At 61.5% G+C, this 16,137-nt stretch carries 17 protein-coding genes; 5 read left to right on the forward strand and 12 right to left on the reverse strand.

Annotated features, from left to right (window positions below):
- Positions 1-14: 14 nt before the first annotated feature.
- The 5 genes from acpS to rpoZ all read right to left on the reverse strand — a co-directional run bounded on the left by acpS (position 15) and on the right by rpoZ (position 4,169).
- Complete coding sequence (acpS, locus tag FF124_RS16385) at positions 15-407, reverse strand: holo-ACP synthase (protein ID WP_138749565.1); 393 nt, start codon at positions 405-407, stop codon at positions 15-17.
- A 21-nt stretch (positions 408-428) separates the two neighbouring features.
- Positions 429-1,013 (reverse strand): DUF2062 domain-containing protein, encoded by a 585-nt coding sequence (locus FF124_RS16390; protein WP_281285280.1) that lies wholly within the window; start codon positions 1,011-1,013, stop codon positions 429-431.
- A gap of 174 nt (positions 1,014-1,187) precedes the next feature.
- Positions 1,188-1,349, reverse strand: coding sequence for a hypothetical protein (locus tag FF124_RS20615; protein ID WP_187326978.1), 162 nt, complete (start codon positions 1,347-1,349; stop codon positions 1,188-1,190).
- Positions 1,350-1,453: 104 nt separating this feature from the next.
- On the reverse strand, positions 1,454-3,658 hold the full coding sequence (locus FF124_RS16395) for a RelA/SpoT family protein (protein ID WP_138749566.1): 2,205 nt from the start codon (positions 3,656-3,658) through the stop codon (positions 1,454-1,456).
- A gap of 106 nt (positions 3,659-3,764) precedes the next feature.
- On the reverse strand, positions 3,765-4,169 hold the full coding sequence (gene rpoZ, locus FF124_RS16400; protein ID WP_138749567.1) for a DNA-directed RNA polymerase subunit omega: 405 nt from the start codon (positions 4,167-4,169) through the stop codon (positions 3,765-3,767).
- A 283-nt stretch (positions 4,170-4,452) separates the two neighbouring features.
- On the opposite strand from rpoZ, the gene FF124_RS16405 reads away from it, so the two are divergent.
- Positions 4,453-5,031, forward strand: a complete 579-nt coding sequence (locus tag FF124_RS16405) for a LabA-like NYN domain-containing protein (protein WP_138749568.1) — start codon at positions 4,453-4,455, stop codon at positions 5,029-5,031.
- Positions 5,032-5,132: 101 nt separating this feature from the next.
- Here the strand turns inward: FF124_RS16405 and smpB are convergent, their stop codons facing one another.
- On the reverse strand, positions 5,133-5,612 hold the full coding sequence (gene smpB / locus FF124_RS16410) for an SsrA-binding protein SmpB (RefSeq protein ID WP_138749569.1): 480 nt from the start codon (positions 5,610-5,612) through the stop codon (positions 5,133-5,135).
- A gap of 35 nt (positions 5,613-5,647) precedes the next feature.
- Positions 5,648-6,529, reverse strand: a complete 882-nt coding sequence (gene dapA / locus FF124_RS16415; protein WP_138749570.1) for a 4-hydroxy-tetrahydrodipicolinate synthase — start codon at positions 6,527-6,529, stop codon at positions 5,648-5,650.
- Positions 6,530-6,736: 207 nt separating this feature from the next.
- Here dapA and FF124_RS16420 point away from each other — a divergent pair, with 207 nt between their 5' ends.
- Positions 6,737-8,800, forward strand: a complete 2,064-nt coding sequence (locus tag FF124_RS16420) for a lytic transglycosylase domain-containing protein (protein WP_138749571.1) — start codon at positions 6,737-6,739, stop codon at positions 8,798-8,800.
- Between the two features lie 411 nt (positions 8,801-9,211).
- Here the strand turns inward: FF124_RS16420 and ettA are convergent, their stop codons facing one another.
- On the reverse strand, positions 9,212-10,861 hold the full coding sequence (gene ettA, locus FF124_RS16425) for an energy-dependent translational throttle protein EttA (RefSeq protein WP_138749572.1): 1,650 nt from the start codon (positions 10,859-10,861) through the stop codon (positions 9,212-9,214).
- A gap of 203 nt (positions 10,862-11,064) precedes the next feature.
- Here ettA and FF124_RS16430 point away from each other — a divergent pair, with 203 nt between their 5' ends.
- Positions 11,065-11,391 carry a BON domain-containing protein gene (locus FF124_RS16430; protein ID WP_187326979.1) on the forward strand — a complete coding sequence of 109 codons (327 nt, stop codon included), beginning with the start codon at positions 11,065-11,067 and terminating at the stop codon, positions 11,389-11,391.
- A gap of 3 nt (positions 11,392-11,394) precedes the next feature.
- Here the strand turns inward: FF124_RS16430 and FF124_RS16435 are convergent, their stop codons facing one another.
- The 4 genes from FF124_RS16435 to FF124_RS16450 all read right to left on the reverse strand — a co-directional run bounded on the left by FF124_RS16435 (position 11,395) and on the right by FF124_RS16450 (position 13,832).
- Complete coding sequence (locus FF124_RS16435) at positions 11,395-12,138, reverse strand: ribonuclease T2 family protein (RefSeq protein ID WP_246072511.1); 744 nt, start codon at positions 12,136-12,138, stop codon at positions 11,395-11,397.
- Positions 12,139-12,208: 70 nt separating this feature from the next.
- Positions 12,209-12,553: a RidA family protein gene (locus FF124_RS16440; protein ID WP_138749574.1), complete on the reverse strand. Its 345-nt coding sequence runs from the start codon at positions 12,551-12,553 to the stop codon at positions 12,209-12,211.
- A gap of 37 nt (positions 12,554-12,590) precedes the next feature.
- A complete protein-coding gene (locus FF124_RS16445) occupies positions 12,591-12,929 on the reverse strand; it encodes a protein tyrosine phosphatase family protein (RefSeq protein WP_138749575.1) in 339 nt (112 codons plus the stop codon).
- Between the two features lie 66 nt (positions 12,930-12,995).
- Entirely contained in the window at positions 12,996-13,832 is an 837-nt protein-coding gene (locus FF124_RS16450) for a DUF4432 family protein (RefSeq protein WP_138749576.1), read from the reverse strand.
- Between the two features lie 132 nt (positions 13,833-13,964).
- Between FF124_RS16450 and FF124_RS16455 the strand changes: the two genes are divergently transcribed.
- Both FF124_RS16455 and FF124_RS16460 read left to right on the forward strand, forming a co-directional pair.
- On the forward strand, positions 13,965-15,299 hold the full coding sequence (locus FF124_RS16455) for a L,D-transpeptidase family protein (RefSeq protein ID WP_246072512.1): 1,335 nt from the start codon (positions 13,965-13,967) through the stop codon (positions 15,297-15,299).
- A gap of 198 nt (positions 15,300-15,497) precedes the next feature.
- Positions 15,498-16,121 carry a DAK2 domain-containing protein gene (locus FF124_RS16460; RefSeq protein ID WP_138749578.1) on the forward strand — a complete coding sequence of 208 codons (624 nt, stop codon included), beginning with the start codon at positions 15,498-15,500 and terminating at the stop codon, positions 16,119-16,121.
- Positions 16,122-16,137 lie beyond the last annotated feature (16 nt).

The raw sequence follows: 16,137 nt of genomic DNA on the forward strand, positions 1-16,137 counted from the left end.
CGAAAATGCCGCCTCTACACAGCTTCGATGATGACGAAGGCCTGGGCGAGAGGATAGTCGTCGGTGATCGTCACGTGGATGCGGGGCGTCAGCCCTTCGGGGATCATCCGGGCAAGATGTTCGGCGGCGCGACCGGTGAGTTCCATGGTCGGCTTGCCGCCGGGAAGGTTGACCACGCCCATCTCCCGCCAGAAAACGCCGCGCGCAATGCCCGTACCAAGCGCCTTGGCACAGGCCTCCTTGGCGGCAAACCGCTTGGCGTAGGATGCCGCGCGATTGCGGCGTTGATCGGACAGTTCCTGTTCGATTTCGGTGAAGCAACGTGTGGTGAACCGCGCGCCGTGCCGCTCGATCGATTTCTCGATTCGCCTGATATCGATGAGATCGCTGCCCAGTCCGACAATCATCGTCTTGTTCTCCGCATCAGATCAGCTCTTGCTGCCCTCTGCGGCCCGGTTTTCCTGCGGCTTGTTGCCGCGCGCCTCGAGCATGGCCTGCCGGCGCTGCTGGAAGGACTGCACGGCAAAATAGGTCAGCCCGTAAAACAGGGCACCGCTCAAAAGCGCGGGCAGCACCGCGCCGACGGCCATCGGTTCCAGGAGCGGACGCCAGAGATCGGAAAGCTCGAAGCGGTGCACCAGGTCGACCAGATCGATATGGTCGCGTCCGCTGACGTCACGACCGAGCAGCGCGCTGCCGAGCCGCCAGGTGGAGAGCCAGATGAAGGGAAAGGTGAGCGGGTTGCCGAAGGCCGTGCCGAGGGCCGCCGCCGCATAATTCCCGCCGAAGAGGAAGGCGAGCAGGAAAGCCGAAAGGAAATGCCCGCCGATGAACGGCGTCCAGGATACGGCGACGCCCGCGGCTATGCCCATGGCTATCGCATGCGGAGTCGCCCTCAGGCGAACCGTGCGGTGATATAGATAGACCGGCACGCGCCAGAAGCCCTTCTTGGGCCATATCGCGGCACGAATCCGCTGCCAATAATTTGCCTGGGAACGTCTCTTAAAAAGCATCGCCTACTTTTGACATCTGGCGGGGGGATTGCAAGGGCGTAGATGGTTTCTTCGTCCGCTGCACCACAGTTTGACGGGCGCGCAAAGCGCGAGAGAAAACTGACGCCGGATGGATGGGCAGAGCCCCCCCTCCTTCGTTGTTCTCCCAGATGTCGGCTACTGGCGGCGGGACGGTCAGCCTTCCTTGTGTTCGCCGGAGTCGCGCTGCGGCGTCGGACGGTTGGGATCGAAACTGTGGTCGATATTGTCGATCACATGCTTCACGCCATCGACCTCCTTGTCGGTAACCTTGGGACTGGTAAAGCGCTTGAAGAAGCGCGTTAGACGATCCAGCATCTCATACCTTCCTTTCCTCGTTGGCCCTGCCTTATTAGACATCAAGCGCTAACAGAAAGACGCGGCGAAATGGTGGAAAGTTCCATATTTTCCAGACAACCGCGCTATTCGAAAAGGCGGTCTACCGTGGCAACGCAATCAAGCGCCTTGAGCTGGTTCAATGTCTGGGTCAATTGCCGCAGATCCCAGACCTCCATATCCATCGTCACCTCGGCAAAATCCTCGGCGACAACCTTCATCTGAATGGTGCGAATATTGACGCCGAGCGTCGCGATCGTCTCCGTGATCCGGGCAAGCGTGCCCGGCTCGTTCAGGACACTGATGCCGACGCGGGCGCGGAAGCGCTTGTCATTGGTGGAATCGATGTCCCAGCGAATATCGATCCAGCGATCGGGCTCATCGTCGAAATGCTGCAGGTCCGGGGACTGGATCGGGTAGACGGTGATGCTGCCGTCATCGCCCGCAATGCCGACGATCCGGTCCCCCGGCACGGCGCCCGACGGCGCGAAGCGCACGGTTGCCCCGGCATCCAGACCGCGCAGTGGAAAGCCTGCCCCGGCCTCGCCGCCGTCTGCGGGTTCGGGAAGCTTGAACGCCATGCCCTCGCCCTTCGGCAGGTTGACCCAACCCTCCTCGATGCTCGGCTTGATGGTGACGCGCTCATCCTTGTGGTCGGGAAAGACGGCGCGCAGGACGTCGCTCGACGACATTTCGTTGCGCCCGACCGCAGCGATCACGTCCTCGACATCGCTCTGTCCGAGCCGATGCAGAACGGTCGATAATACCTCGCGCGAAAAGGTCTTGCCCGAGCGGGCGAAGGTGCGCTCCAGGATGCGATAGCCGAGGCCGCTATACTGTTTGCGGATCGCGGCCCGCGTCGCCCGGCGGATCGCTGCGCGCGCCTTGCCGGTTACCACGATGCCTTCCCAGGCAGGCGGCGGAACCTGAACGCCGGAACGGATGATCTCCACCTCGTCGCCATTGTTGAGCCGCGTGACGAGCGGCATCATCCGGCCGTTCACCTTGGCGCCCACGCAGGTATCGCCGACATTGGTGTGCACCGCATAGGCAAAGTCGATCGGCGTCGCGTCCTTCGGCAGGGCGATCAGCTTGCCCTTCGGCGTGAAGCAGAACACCTGGTCCTGGAAGAGTTCGAGCTTGGTATGCTCGAGGAATTCCTCCGGACTGTCGCCCTCCGCCAGCGCCTCGATGGTCTTGCGGAACCATGAGAAGACGCTGGTCTCCTCGTCCCCGACCTGCCCCTTGACGGTCTTGCCGTCCTTGTAGAGCGAATGCGCGGCAATACCGTATTCGGCGATCTCGTGCATGTGCTTCGTACGGATCTGCAGCTCGATGCGCTGGCGCATCGGCCCGACGATGGTCGTATGCAGCGACTGGTAGCCGTTCTGCTTGGGATTGGAGATATAATCCTTGAACCGCTCGGGCACCATCCGCCAGGTGGTATGCACGAGGCCAAGCGCCCTGTAGCAAGTCTCCACCTCGTCAACGATGATGCGGAAGCCGTAAAGGTCTGACATCTGCTCGAAGGAAAGCGATTTCGACTGCATCTTGTTGAAAATCGAAAACGGCTTCTTCTGCCGGCCCTTGACCTTGACGTCCTCAAGCCCTTGCTGCTGCAGCAGCGCTTTCAGCTCATCCTCGATGCTCTTCACCAGAGCCTTGTTCTGCCCCGAGAGGTCCTCGAGCTTGCCCTTGATCGTCTGGTAGGCGTCCGGGTTGATATACTGGAAGGACAGATCCTCCAGCTCCTCGCGCATGTCCTGCATGCCCATGCGGCCGGCAAGCGGCGCATAGATTTCCATCGTTTCCTCGGAAATCCGCCGGCGCTTGTCGGGGCGCATATAATAGAGCGTGCGCATATTGTGCAGCCGGTCGGCAAGCTTGACCAGAAGCACGCGCACATCGTCGGCAACGGAAAGAAGAAGCTTGCGCAGGTTCTCCGCCTGCTGCGCCTTGCGGGAGACGAGATCGAGTCGCTTGATCTTGGTCAGCCCCTCGACCAGCGCGCCGATCTCATCGCCGAAAAAGGCATCGATCTCCGCGCGCGTCGCCGAGGTATCCTCGATCGTGTCGTGCAGCAGCGCGACGGCGATCGTCGATTCATCCATATGCAGATCGGTCAGGATCGCGGCGACTTCGAGCGGATGCGAGATATAGGGATCGCCGCTGGCGCGCCTTTGCCGGCCATGCTTCTGCATGGCGTAGACATAGGCCTTGTTGAGCAACGCTATGTCGGCGTCAGGCTTGTATTTCTGTACCCGCTCAACAAGTTCGTATTGCCGCATCATAACTGAAAGACCAGGCCCGATCGGGCGAAATACGGGTCAGGCGCGGCCCGTTCTGTCACAGGAAAGAGAAGAGCGTGCGGGGCATAAAACCCCGCAACACGGGCGATCAGTAGTCGTCGCCCTTTTCCGGCGGTACAAGCCCCTCGATACCGGCGCGAAGCTCTTCTTCCGACATCTGGTCGAAAGGAATGGCTTCGGGCTGATCGGGGCGATCTGCAGTCTCTTCGCTGACATCGTCTTCCGATGCCGTGCTCTGCGTCTGTTCGGCTTCCGGCTCGTCCACCTCGACGTGACGCTGCAGGGAATGGATCAGGTCTTCCTTGAGGTCGTCGGGCGAAAGCGTTTCGTCAGCGATTTCACGCAGTGCGACAACAGGGTTCTTGTCATTGTCGCGATCGACAGTTATCGGAGCGCCTTGGGAGATAAGACGCGCACGATGTCCGGCGAGCAGAACCAGATCAAACCGGTTGTCAACTTTGTCGATACAGTCTTCAACTGTGACACGTGCCATTGACTGTCCTTTTGGGTGATTTCTGTGGAAATGCTTCTCATAGAGATTCAGATATCGGAATTCAAGAGCGCATTTTCAATCCCGAACAGGGGTTTCGGAACAAACCGCGCTTCTGTCCGTTCACGGACTATAACTATGGGTTGAATGTTTCTGCATAGGTGATTAAATCACGTAAAGGCGCGACTGGCATTTTCGCCCTGCAGCCTTTATTTTGAAGGTTCTTTATTTATCGCAATTCGGGCCCGACCCACGCAAAGCTGGTTTTAAATGAAGGGTATTTTGCATGTTTGATCCGCGCGAGAAAATTGCGCTCTTTATCGATGGAGCGAACCTCTATGCCGCTTCGAAAAGCCTCGGGTTCGACATCGATTATCGCAAGCTGTTGAAAACGTTCAACAACAAAGCCTATCTCCTGCGCGCCTATTATTATACGGCGCTGATCGAGGACCAGGAATATTCGTCGATCCGTCCGCTGATCGACTGGCTCGACTACAATGGCTACAAGGTGGTCACCAAGCCGGCCAAGGAATTCACCGATTCCATGGGACGGCGGAAGATCAAGGGCAATATGGACATCGAACTGGCGATAGACGCGATGGAACAGTCGGCCACGGTGGACCACCTCGTCATCTTTTCCGGCGACGGCGACTTCACCACGCTGGTCGAGGCGCTGCAGCGCAAGGGACGCAAGGTCTCCGTGGTTTCCACCATGTCGACCCAGCCGCCGATGATTGCCGATGACCTGCGCCGCCAGGCGGACCACTTCATCGATCTGATATCCCTGCGCGCGGAAGTCGGACGTGAGCCCTCGGAACGTCCGCAGCGTGCCGCCGAAGTCGTCTCGTCGGATTTCGACGACTGAAAACCAGACCCGAATTAAGGGGCGTCATCTTGGCGTGCCATAGCTGATAGCGTTGTCAGCAACCCACTACGAAAGAACAACCTTAGGTCGAAACGACTTTTTCAGCCGAGTTGCTTCAGAAGCCTGCTCTTTTCGCGGTTCCAGTCCCGCTTCTTGACGGTCTCGCGCTTGTCGTGCGCCTTCTTGCCCTTGCCCAGCGCGAGCTGCAGCTTCGCCAGCCCCCGTTCATTGAAATAGAGCTTCAGCGGAATAAGCGTCATGCCCTCGCGATTGACGGCGGACCGCAGCCGGTTGATCTCGCGGCGTCCGAGCAGAAGCTTGCGGCGGCGGCGCGGCTCGTGGTTGAAGCGATTGCCCTGCAGATATTCCGGCAAATAGGAATTGATCAGCCACATCTCGCCGTCCTCGTCGGAAGCATAGGATTCGGCGATATTGGCCTTGCCCTCGCGCAGCGACTTGACCTCGGTTCCGGTCAGAACCAGGCCGGCCTCGAGCGTATCGAGGATTTCGTAATTGAACCGCGCCTTGCGGTTTTCGGCGACGGTCTTGAATGCGCCGCCCTTGCTGCCTTTCGGAGCCATGGTCTTTTCCGTATCCTTGAGCGGCGGCCGCGTTCCTAGTCGATCAGCCCTGCATGACGAAGGGCGGCGTCGATGGCGCCGGCCGTTCTGTCCTCAACGCCGAGAAGCGGCAGTCGCACCGCGTCGCTCATCCGTGCGAGTTTCTTCAGCGCATATTTAGTGCCGCTGACACCGGGTTCAAGAAACAGCGCCTTGTGCAGGGGCATCAGCCGATCCTGCAGGGAAAGCGCTATCTTGAAATCGCCGTCCAGAAGCGCCGTCTGAAGCTCGGCGCAGAGCTTGGGAGCGACATTGGCCGTGACCGAAATGCAGCCGACGCCGCCCTGGGCGACGAAACCGTGCGCCGTGGCGTCCTCGCCGGAAATCTGGATGAAATCGGGGCCGCAGGAGATGCGCTGCTCGCAGACACGCTCCAGCTTGCCCGTTGCATCCTTTACGCCGACGATATTGGAGAAGTCTCTCGCAAGCTGCCCCATCGTCTCGGGCAGCATGTCGACGACCGAGCGCGGCGGAATATTGTAGATGATGATCGGCAGAGTGATCGCCTCGGCAACGGCGGCGAAATGGGCATAAAGCCCCTTCTGCGTCGGCTTGTTGTAATAGGGCGTCACCACAAGAACGGCGTCCGCTCCGGCCTTTTCCGCATGCTGGGCGAGCTCGATCGCCTCACGCGTATTGTTGGAGCCTGCGCCGGCGATGACGGGCACGCGCTTTGCGACGGCCTCAACGCACAGATCGACAACCCGACGGTGTTCGTCATGGCTGAGCGTCGGCGATTCGCCGGTGGTCCCGACCGGCACGACCCCGTTGCTGCCCGCGTCGATCACCCAATTGACGTGATCGACAAAGCCCGCCTCGTCCAGCCCTCCGTTTTCGGCAAACGGGGTGACAAGGGCGGGAATGGACCCCTTGAACATGCGGCTTCTCCTGGCGGCATTCATTTTAAGGCCGCATTCCTGTTTCAAAATCGACCGCACCATAATGCCGGACTTGGGGCACTGCAAGCATTGCGTTCGGCGTTGGAGAGGTCTTCCGCAACCCTTGAATTTCGTCAGGGTTAAGCCGATCTTAACCGAGGAGACCGATAGTTCAGGCGCTGTTCAATTCGTTCCCGGGACGCTCGAATGAAGAAAACCCTGTTGATGCTTTCGCTTGCCGCTTCCGTGGCCGTGACCGACGTCGCGCTTGTCTCCGCGCAGGACTTTCCCTCCGTCGCCCCCATTCCCTATGCAAAGCCTGACCGCACGGCAGGCGCCCCCTCCATGGAGATCACAGGCGCCATCAGCCAACCGGTGGCGAACCCCGCCTCGAGCTCGATCCTGAAACACGGCCTCGACGCGCTGAAGGAATCCGATGTCTCGACTGCGCTGCGCGACCGCAACCGCCTGCCGGAAGGTTCGCTCGATCACCAGATCATGAGCTGGGCGATCGCGCTTTCCGGCGACAAGGGCGTCCCCTCCTCCGAGATCGCCGAGGCCCAGCAAGAATTGCGCGGCTGGCCGGGGCTTTCCGCCCTGAGGCCCAATTCCGAGCGCGCCTTCGCCGATGAGAACCCCTCCTCCAATGCCGTCATCGCTGCCTTCGGCAATTCCCTGCCGGAGACCTCCGAAGGCACGCTGCTGCTCGGCAAAGCGCTGCTTGCCACCGGCCAGCGCCAGAAAGCCCATGACATCGTCACCCGCGCCTGGAGCGGATGGGCTCTCGACACGGCAACGGAAAACCAGTTCATCAACGCCTTCGGCTCGATCCTCACGCAGGAGGATCACAAGAACCGCATGATCTACCTGCTTTACCGCGACCGCGCGACGCAGGCCAAGCGCTTCTCCGAATACGGCAATGCGCAATCCTTCTACAATGCCTGGGCGGCGGTGATCCGCCGCCAGTCCAGTGCCGACAGCCTGATCAACGCCGTCCATTCATCCTGGCGCAGCGATCCGGGCTTTCTCTATATCCAGATCCGCAATGCCCGACAGAACAACCGTTTCGACACGGCCGCAGCACTGCTGAAGAAGATGCCGCGCAACCAGGCGGCGCTCGTCAATCCGGACCAGTGGTGGGATGAAAGCCGCATCGTCGGCCGCCATTTCTACGAGGAAGGCAATCCGCGCCAGGCCTACCAGATCGTGGCCGCAGCCATGCCGGACGGCAGGCTGGACCAGCTGGACGAGGCCTTCCACGCCGGCTGGATCGCGCTGCGCGGCCTCAATGACGGCCGCACGGCCGCGGGTCATTTCGCAAGGATCGTCGAAATCTCGCCGACGCCGATCTCGGCCGCCCGCTCCTATTACTGGCAGGGCCGCGCGGCTGAAGCCGGAGGGCCGGGCAATGCGCGCGACTTCTATCGCCGCGCCGGCCAGTACCCGACGACCTTCTACGGCCAGCTTGCCCTGCAGAAGCTCGGCCAGACGCAGTTCAACGTCGACTATCCGAGCCCGACGCCGGCCGACCGCGCCAATTTCCAGAAGAACCCCGCCGTGCAGGCCATCAACCGGCTGCAATCGGTCGGCCACGGCTGGCGCGCCGACCGGCTCTACCTTGCCCTTGCCGACGAACTGACCAGCCCCGGCGAGCTGGCGATCCTCGCCTACCAGGCCGAAAAGGATCGCACCCACTCGCTATCGCTGCAGGTTGGCAAGATTGCCTATGGCCGCGGGATCGATGTGGCTGCCCTTGCCTTTCCCATCGGCGTCATCCCGACGGATGCGAATATCTCGGGCTCGGGCATGGCGCTTGCCTATGCGATCGCGCGCCAGGAAAGCGCCTTCAATCCGGGCGCCGTTTCGCCTGCCGATGCGCGCGGCCTGCTGCAGCTTCTGCCGACAACGGCCCAGCGCGTGGCAAGCCGCCACGGGCTTTCCTATTCCGCAAGCCGCCTGACCACCGACCCCGCCTATAACGCCACCCTCGGCGCCCATTATCTCGGCGAGCAGATCGACCGGTTTGACGGCTCCTACATCCTCACCTTCGTCGCCTACAATGCCGGGCCCGCCCGCGTGCCGCAATGGATCGAACGCTTCGGCGACCCGCGCGGCAAGAGCCTCGACTTCGTCATCGACTGGATCGAATCGATCCCCTACCCCGAGACGCGCAACTACGTTCAGCGCATCATGGAAAACTACGAAATCTACAAGGCCCGCCTCGGCCAGCCGACGGACATCGCTCGGGATTTGATCTACGGGCGGACGTGAGGTCTTCGTGGATGAGGGCTTGGCTGATGGGCGACCATTCGCCAGACCAGCCGCAGAAATAACGGGCCTTGGGGTCTGGATCCTCGGGTCAAGCCCGAGGATGACGCAGAAGATGGCGATACGACACGGAAAAAACCAAGGCCGGAGGCTTCGTCTTTGGCTTTTGCTTTTGACAACACCTGCGGACACACACCGTGTCATCCTCGGGCTTGACCCGAGGATCCAGGCCGAATTCGAATTTCAAAGCCTTTGCGGCCGTCGTCGTGCGCCGTCGCGCTCTGCCCCGCAAATGCGGCCAGGCGCTTCGACAGAGAAGTCCGGATGCTCGAACCAAGACTGATCGCGTGCAGTCGGTTTTTCAGCAATCCGGAGGCGCGCCGCTTGCGCGCCTCCTCAAAGCCCCTAACTCTGTCACCGCGTCAGCCGCTTGTACGTCACCCGCTTGGGGTTGACGCTGTCCGGGCCGAGCCTTCTGATCTTGTCGGCTTCGTAGTCGGCGAAGTTGCCCTCGAACCATTCCACATGGCTGTCGCCCTCGAAAGCGAGGATGTGGGTGGCCAGGCGGTCGAGGAACATGCGGTCATGGGAGATGACCACGGCGCAGCCGGCGAAGTTTTCCAGCGCGTCCTCAAGCGCTGCCAGCGTCTCGGTGTCGAGGTCGTTGGTGGGCTCGTCGAGGAGCAGCACGTTGGAGCCGGATTTCAGCATCTTCGCAAGGTGCACGCGGTTGCGCTGGCCGCCCGACAGCGTGCCGACCTTCTGCTGCTGGTCTCCGCCCTTGAAGTTGAACGAGCCGCAATAGGCGCGGCTGTTGACCTCGTGGCTGCCAAGCTTGATCACGTCATTGCCGCCGGAAATCTCTTCCCAGACTGTCTTGTTGCCGTCCAGCGTGTCGCGGCTCTGGTCGACATAGCCGAGATCGACCGTCTCGCCGATGCGGATTTCACCGTTGTCGGGCGTTTCCTGGCCGGTGATCATCCGGAACAGCGTCGATTTACCGGCGCCGTTCGGGCCGATAATGCCGACAATGCCGCCGGGCGGCAGTTTGAAGGAGAGGTCGTCGATCAGCAGGCGGTCGCCATAACCCTTGGAAAGCCCCTCGGCCTCGATGACGACCTGGCCAAGACGCTCGCCCATCGGAATGACGATCTGGGCATCGCCCGGACGGCGATCGGCCGCCGATTTGACGAGATCGTCATAGGCGCGGATACGGGCCTTCGACTTGGTCTGACGCGCCTTGGGATTGGACGAAATCCATTCCTGCTCGCGTGACAGCGCCTTCTGGCGGGCGGCATCCTCGCGGCCTTCCTGGGCCATGCGCTTGGCCTTGGCCTGCAGATAGGCGGTGTAGTTGCCCTCATAGGGAATGCCGCGGCCGCGGTCGAGCTCGAGGATCCAGCCGGTGACATTGTCGAGGAAGTAGCGGTCATGGGTGATCATCAGGACAGCGCCCGGATATTCGCGCAGATGCTTTTCAAGCCAGGCGATGGTCTCGGCGTCGAGATGGTTGGTCGGCTCGTCGAGGAGCAGCAGGTCGGGCTGCGACAGAAGCAGGCGGCAGAGCGCCACGCGGCGCTTCTCACCGCCGGAAAGATTGACGACATTGGCATCGCCCGGCGGGCAGCGCAGCGCGTCCATGGCCATCTCGACCTGGCTTTCCAGGTCCCAGAGGTTCTGGCTGTCGATGACATCCTGCAGCTTGGCGGCCTCATCGGCCGTCTCGTCGGAATAGTTCATCATCAGTTCGTTGTAGCGGTCGAGCACGGCCTGTTTCTCGGCAACGCCTTCCATGGCGTTTTCCAGCACCGTCTTTTCCGCATCAAGCTCCGGCTCCTGCGGCAGATAGCCAACGGTGGCGCCGTCCGCCACCCAGGCCTCGCCGGTATACTCCTTGTCGAGGCCGGCCATGATTCTGAGGACCGTCGACTTACCGGCGCCGTTCGGGCCCAGAATGCCGATCTTGGCATCCGGGTAGAAGGACAGGTGAATGTTCTCCAGAACCTTCTTGTTGCCATAGGCCTTGTTGAGGCCTGCCATGTGATAGATGAACTGACGTGCCATATGCCGCGTGATCCTGATTTGAAATGCTCTTTGCGTTCTCGGGCCGCTATTTAGGCGAAACGCGGCGCATTAACAATGCGCCTTGCGCGAATTGACCAATTTGGCCCTGCCCCATGGAGGCCTTGATCGGGTCACGAATTGAACAATCGCCGCCGCCATACGTTTTATCGTTAGGAGAAAACAGGAAGAGGAAGGACGCGACGATGGTACACAAGAAAGCAGCTTTCTTCGGCAGGCCGGTGGAGAAGACCGACGACTGGAAGGACAGCGCCCAAAAGGAAGACGCAATCGCCACCGAACTTGCCGCCTCCGGCCTGGTGGATGCGACCGAGGTGCAGGTCGCCGTCGACGGCGACGAGGCAAGGCTGACGGGCGAGGTCTATCTGCGAGAGGAGATCGCCACCGCCGGCAATATCGCCCTCGGCGTCGAGGGCATTGCCCGCGTCAGAAATGCGCTGAGAGCGCGCGAGCGCTCGATCCAGAGCAAGGGCAAGGAGGCTGACGCCCGCGCCCAGACGCGCACGCTTTAGGCGTCAACGATCAAGGCCTGCGCGGTCGACAATGCCGCCCGCGCAGCCAAACGACGTGCCGCCCGCCGACTGGATGAGTTCGCCGAGCGATCTGTTGTCGGCATAATCACCGCCGAGCCCGATGGTCAGTTCCGTAATCAGGAGGCGGCCGTCGTCATCCGTGCGGCATTTCATCTTCACCCGGCGCGCCGCGCCTCTCCCGAAGGCCTCGTCAAAGGCATGCATGATCGCCTCGGACGAGACATACTGCCCTAGATTTTCCGCAAAGAGATCGGCCACGGCCGACATGTTCAGGTCTTCCATCAGGGCGATGGAGCGGGCGTAATATCGCTCCGCATCCATGCCGCTGCAGGTGCCGTGTTTGATCCATTCATGGCGCTGAAGGCCTGACTGCGTGCCGGGCATGACCGTATCCAGAAGCCGCCTGGTCCCGGCGTCCAGATCAAGAGCCGGAAGCGCGAGCCAGTCGCCCGCCTCATCCAGCTTCCTAGGCTTCGCGTCGACCCCGCAATAATTCTCGCCCATCGGCCAAAGCCCGTGCAGCGAGAAGCGACTGGCATCGAAGCGGGCTTCCGTCTGGCTGCGGCATTCGGTTTTTTCAGGCCGTGCCTCGCAGAAGGCCGGCTGCCAACTGACGGCGAGAAGCGCCTCGGTTCTTCCGGCCGCAGCCGGACTGCCGCCCGCCAAAATGACGACAGCCGTAAAAAGGGCAAGGACAGGTTGGGGGATAGCGACGGTCGTCTTCACATTCTTTCTCCCGAAAACAAACGGCCCCCGCAATCGCGGAGGCCGCCCAATATCATCGAAGCCGAAGGGTTCAGTCGAGCGCGGCCGTCACCGTGAACTCGACGAGAATCTCGGGCTTGGCAAGTTCGGCCTGGCTGGTGGCGCGCGCCGGCGGGTTTGCCGGGTCGATCCAGTCCTTCCAGACGGAATTCATCTCGGCGAAATCGCCCATGTCCTTCAGATAGATCAGCGTCTGCAGAAGCTTCGACTTGTCGCTGCCGGCGGCGGCGAGAAGCCGGTCAACCTTGGCGAGGCAATCCTTGGCCTGCTCTGTCACGGTCGCACCCGAACCGGTCTGGCCGGACAGATAGACGGTGTTGCCGTGGACGACCGCGCCGGTCATCAGCGGTCCAACTTCAATACGTTTTACAGTCATTTATCACGTCTTTCCAATGTGATTGTCGAACAAAAAATCAACCGCGCAGGCGCTTTGCCTCTTCATAGATGCGGGTGGAGCGGGCACCGGACCGGCAATAGCCGAGCACCGGCTTTTCGAGATCATCCAGCGCGTCGACCATGCCCGTCACCGCGTCCGGGGTCAGCCCCATGCCGCCGACCGGCACATGGGCGACGTAAAGACCTTGCTTCTCGGCGGCGGCTGCCACATCGGCGAAGGCCGGCTGGCCTGCCTCCTCGTCATCGGGCCTGTGGCAGACGATGGACCTGTAGCCGGCCGCCTTGATTTCGGCGACGTCTTCCGGGGTGATCTGCTCGCTCACGGCATAAAAATCATCGATCGGACGGATATTCATTCCGGCACTCCTTGCGTTTTGCCAGGAAATTAAGACAACGGCGCGCCATTGCAAGGGCGAAAAGGCTCAGGCAAAGCGGATGCGCAGCCGAAACGTCCGGGCTTCATCCGGCAAAAGCGGCTCCAGCGCGCCTTCCTCCGCCAGCTTCCGCCGGCTGGTCCAGCGATGCGAGGCGGGCTCGATGCCGACGATATGGGCCGGCGCCTCCTGGTTGCGCCAGATCTGCAGGAACGGCAGCGTCGCCGTATCCACCTCGAGATGAAACGACAGCCCGCCGAGGGCGGCGATGGGGCCGAAATGCGTGGCCGACCAACCGTCCTCACCGGCAACCGCCGGGACGCAGAAAATGCCGTGATCGCCATCTCCGAAGCGCCAGGGCAGTGATTTTTCCGGCAGCGATTGGCTTTCCAGCCGCACGCCGTCGTCGAGGTGCTTCGCGCCGAAATTGATATGATACATCATCATCGCCGGTAGCGGGCGATCCGATTTGTTGATCACGGTATCGGTGAGTTCCAGAACCCCGGATGCCCCGTTCAGCGTCCACTGGCGCTCGATCAACATGTCGCCGCCAGTGGCGGTCTTTACCGGGACATGGCAGACGCATTCCGCGCCCATATCGCTGATCTCCAGCGATTTCACCGCCGCCGCATTGCCCGAGGCCGATCCGTGGAGCGGGAAGAAACGGCCCTCGTCACCTTCCACCGGTTCGGGGTGGCGGATATGATCGGGACCGCAAGTGAAGAGAAAGCCCTCAAGCGAATGGTCGATCCGGGCATCTCCGTCGTCCGGAATCGCCCGCTTCGGCGCGATGTCGATGCCGGCGACGACGCAGCCGGCGATATCCATGACGGAGGTGGGATCCAGAAAGACGCGGGGACCGTTTCCGGCGGCAAATTCGATCATCTTTTTAACCAAGTCTCGAGATAATGGAAACAAGCGCGTTCAGCGGGCGTTCACCTCATAAGCGCCTGAATAGGCAGAGGACACGCTAGGCGAAACACCGCGCCAATGACAGCGGCAAAATGCATCGAGACCATGAAAAAAGCGACGTTTTACACTATTCCCTTGCTGATCGCCGCGCTCGCCCTGCCGGCAACCGCCGCCCATGCGCATGAGCCGCTCTACAAGAACGGGCAACAGATCTTTCTGGTCGCCCCGGACGGCAGCCTGCTCGACTATATTCCCGAATATGGCAGCGTGGTCATGGGCCGGGACGGCCGAGGACGACCGATCCTTCTCGACCACAACGGAAACCTTGTCGCGACGGAAATGACCGCCGGCGAATATGGCGTCTATCGCGACAGCTACGGTGGCGCGCCGGACCCGGCCGCCAACGGCTGGGGCCGCAGGGACTGGCGACAGAACGGCGACCGATTCGCCGCGCGTCCGAACCGGTTCGGCGAAAGCGCCCCGCGGTGGAACGGCCAACCGAGTTCGGCCTTCCCTCAGGCGCCAGAGATCCCGGCGCCGGCCAGTCCCGACATCTCCGAAGAGCGCCCCGCCGCCAGGACGAGCAGCGCCAAACCGGACATGAATGTTGTCGCGCTTCAGGTGTTTCTCGACCGCAACGGCATTTCGCCCGGCGTTATCGACGGGCTGATGGGCGACAATGTCCGCAAGGCGCTCGCCGCCTATGCCAAGAAGAGCGGCCGTGCCATCGACCCGGAGGCGGACAAGGAAACCATCCTGCAGTCGCTCTCGCTCGAAGGCGGCCTCCCGGTCAGGACCTATACGATCACCGCCGAGGACGCCGCCGGACCCTATGTCGCGAGCATTCCCTCCGACTATGGCAAGAAGGCAGAGCTTCCCGCGCTCTCCTATACCTCGGTTTCGGAAATGCTGGCCGAGAAATTCCACATGGGTGAGGGCTTTCTGAAGACGCTCAATCCCGATGCCGACTTCTCCCGACCGGGCACCGTCATCAAGGTGGTTACCCCTGGCGGGAAGCAGAAGGACACCGTTGCCCGCATCATCGCCGACAAGGGCCGCAAGCAGCTGTTCGCCTATGATGCCGAGGGCGGTCTCGTTGCCGCCTATCCGGCCACCATCGGCTCCAACGACACGCCTTCGCCCTCCGGCACCGTCACGGTCGAGCGGATCGCCATCGATCCGAACTATACCTACGACCCCAAAAAAAACTTCAAGCAGGGCGACAATGACCGGGTGCTGACCATCAATCCGGGGCCGAACGGACCGGTCGGCAATGTCTGGATCGCGCTGTCGAAGCCCAGTTACGGCATTCACGGCACGCCCGATCCCGAACGGATCGGCAAGACATCGAGCCACGGTTGTGTGCGCCTGACGAACTGGGACGCACAGGAGCTTGCCGGCATGGTCAAGGCAGGCGTCACGGTCGAATTTATCGACTGACCGCTCCTTCAGATCGCTGCACGCGGAGAAAAATCAGCCTTTCGGACGTGACTGTTGGCAAAAACAGTCGCGCCCCGTCTTCGCAAATGCGAAATCTTCGTTTATGTTCGGACCTATAGTTTAGCAAATTTCGATAATTCAAAACTCATTGCGACTTCCGCGCCGACGGCAGTCTGATTTTACCGGCCAGTTCCGACCATGAACGATATTACCTCATTCGAGATCATAGGCATGTTTTCCGAAATCGCGGCTGCGGTGTCGCGCAACAGCCATTGGCTGAGCCGGCTCGACACGGTGGCCGGCGACGGCGACCACGGCGAGGTCATGGCGGCTGCCTTTATGGCAATGGAGCATCAGCTCGCCGCGCTCGATCCGTCCTCGGTCACGCCTGCCCGCGTGTTCGACATGGCGGCAGAAACCTTCCTGACCATCGATTCTGCCTCGGCCCGGCTCTACGCTTCGGCCTTCCGCCGCGCGGGCAGCACGCTTCCAGGCCGGCACGTGATCACCGAGGCCGAGTTCAACCGCGCCTTCGAGGCCATGGCGAACGGCATCATCGCCCATGGCCAGGCGAATGCGCCGCACAAGAATATGGTGGATGCCTGGCAACCGGCCCTCTCGGCCTTTAACGCGGCAAGAAACAATGGCGGCGATCTCAGCACCTGCCTGACGGAGGCCGCGGATGCAGCGCTTGCCGGCGCCGAGCAGGACCCACTGAGGCCTGATCCCCTGCCCTTTGCCCACCCCGACAGGGTGATGGACCCGGGTTGCGCCTCTGCCGTGCTCATCATCCGTTCGATCCGCTACGCCCTGCAGGACTGACGCCGGCCACGATCGA

The sequence above is a fragment of the Martelella lutilitoris genome, assembly GCF_005924265.1.
Taxonomy (GTDB): domain Bacteria; phylum Pseudomonadota; class Alphaproteobacteria; order Rhizobiales; family Rhizobiaceae; genus Martelella; species Martelella lutilitoris.

Coding starts and splice junctions, on each gene's coding strand:
- acpS (WP_138749565.1), bottom strand. CDS start 407: ATGATTGTCGGACTGGGCAGCGATCTCATCGATATCAGGCGAATCGAG.
- FF124_RS16390 (WP_281285280.1), bottom strand. CDS start 1,013: ATGCTTTTTAAGAGACGTTCCCAGGCAAATTATTGGCAGCGGATTCGT.
- FF124_RS20615 (WP_187326978.1), bottom strand. CDS start 1,349: ATGCTGGATCGTCTAACGCGCTTCTTCAAGCGCTTTACCAGTCCCAAG.
- FF124_RS16395 (WP_138749566.1), bottom strand. CDS start 3,658: ATGATGCGGCAATACGAACTTGTTGAGCGGGTACAGAAATACAAGCCT.
- rpoZ (WP_138749567.1), bottom strand. CDS start 4,169: ATGGCACGTGTCACAGTTGAAGACTGTATCGACAAAGTTGACAACCGG.
- FF124_RS16405 (WP_138749568.1), top strand. CDS start 4,453: ATGTTTGATCCGCGCGAGAAAATTGCGCTCTTTATCGATGGAGCGAAC.
- smpB (WP_138749569.1), bottom strand. CDS start 5,612: ATGGCTCCGAAAGGCAGCAAGGGCGGCGCATTCAAGACCGTCGCCGAA.
- dapA (WP_138749570.1), bottom strand. CDS start 6,529: ATGTTCAAGGGGTCCATTCCCGCCCTTGTCACCCCGTTTGCCGAAAAC.
- FF124_RS16420 (WP_138749571.1), top strand. CDS start 6,737: ATGAAGAAAACCCTGTTGATGCTTTCGCTTGCCGCTTCCGTGGCCGTG.
- ettA (WP_138749572.1), bottom strand. CDS start 10,861: ATGGCACGTCAGTTCATCTATCACATGGCAGGCCTCAACAAGGCCTAT.
- FF124_RS16430 (WP_187326979.1), top strand. CDS start 11,065: ATGGTACACAAGAAAGCAGCTTTCTTCGGCAGGCCGGTGGAGAAGACC.
- FF124_RS16440 (WP_138749574.1), bottom strand. CDS start 12,553: ATGACTGTAAAACGTATTGAAGTTGGACCGCTGATGACCGGCGCGGTC.
- FF124_RS16445 (WP_138749575.1), bottom strand. CDS start 12,929: ATGAATATCCGTCCGATCGATGATTTTTATGCCGTGAGCGAGCAGATC.
- FF124_RS16450 (WP_138749576.1), bottom strand. CDS start 13,832: ATGATCGAATTTGCCGCCGGAAACGGTCCCCGCGTCTTTCTGGATCCC.
- FF124_RS16455 (WP_246072512.1), top strand. CDS start 13,965: ATGAAAAAAGCGACGTTTTACACTATTCCCTTGCTGATCGCCGCGCTC.
- FF124_RS16460 (WP_138749578.1), top strand. CDS start 15,498: ATGAACGATATTACCTCATTCGAGATCATAGGCATGTTTTCCGAAATC.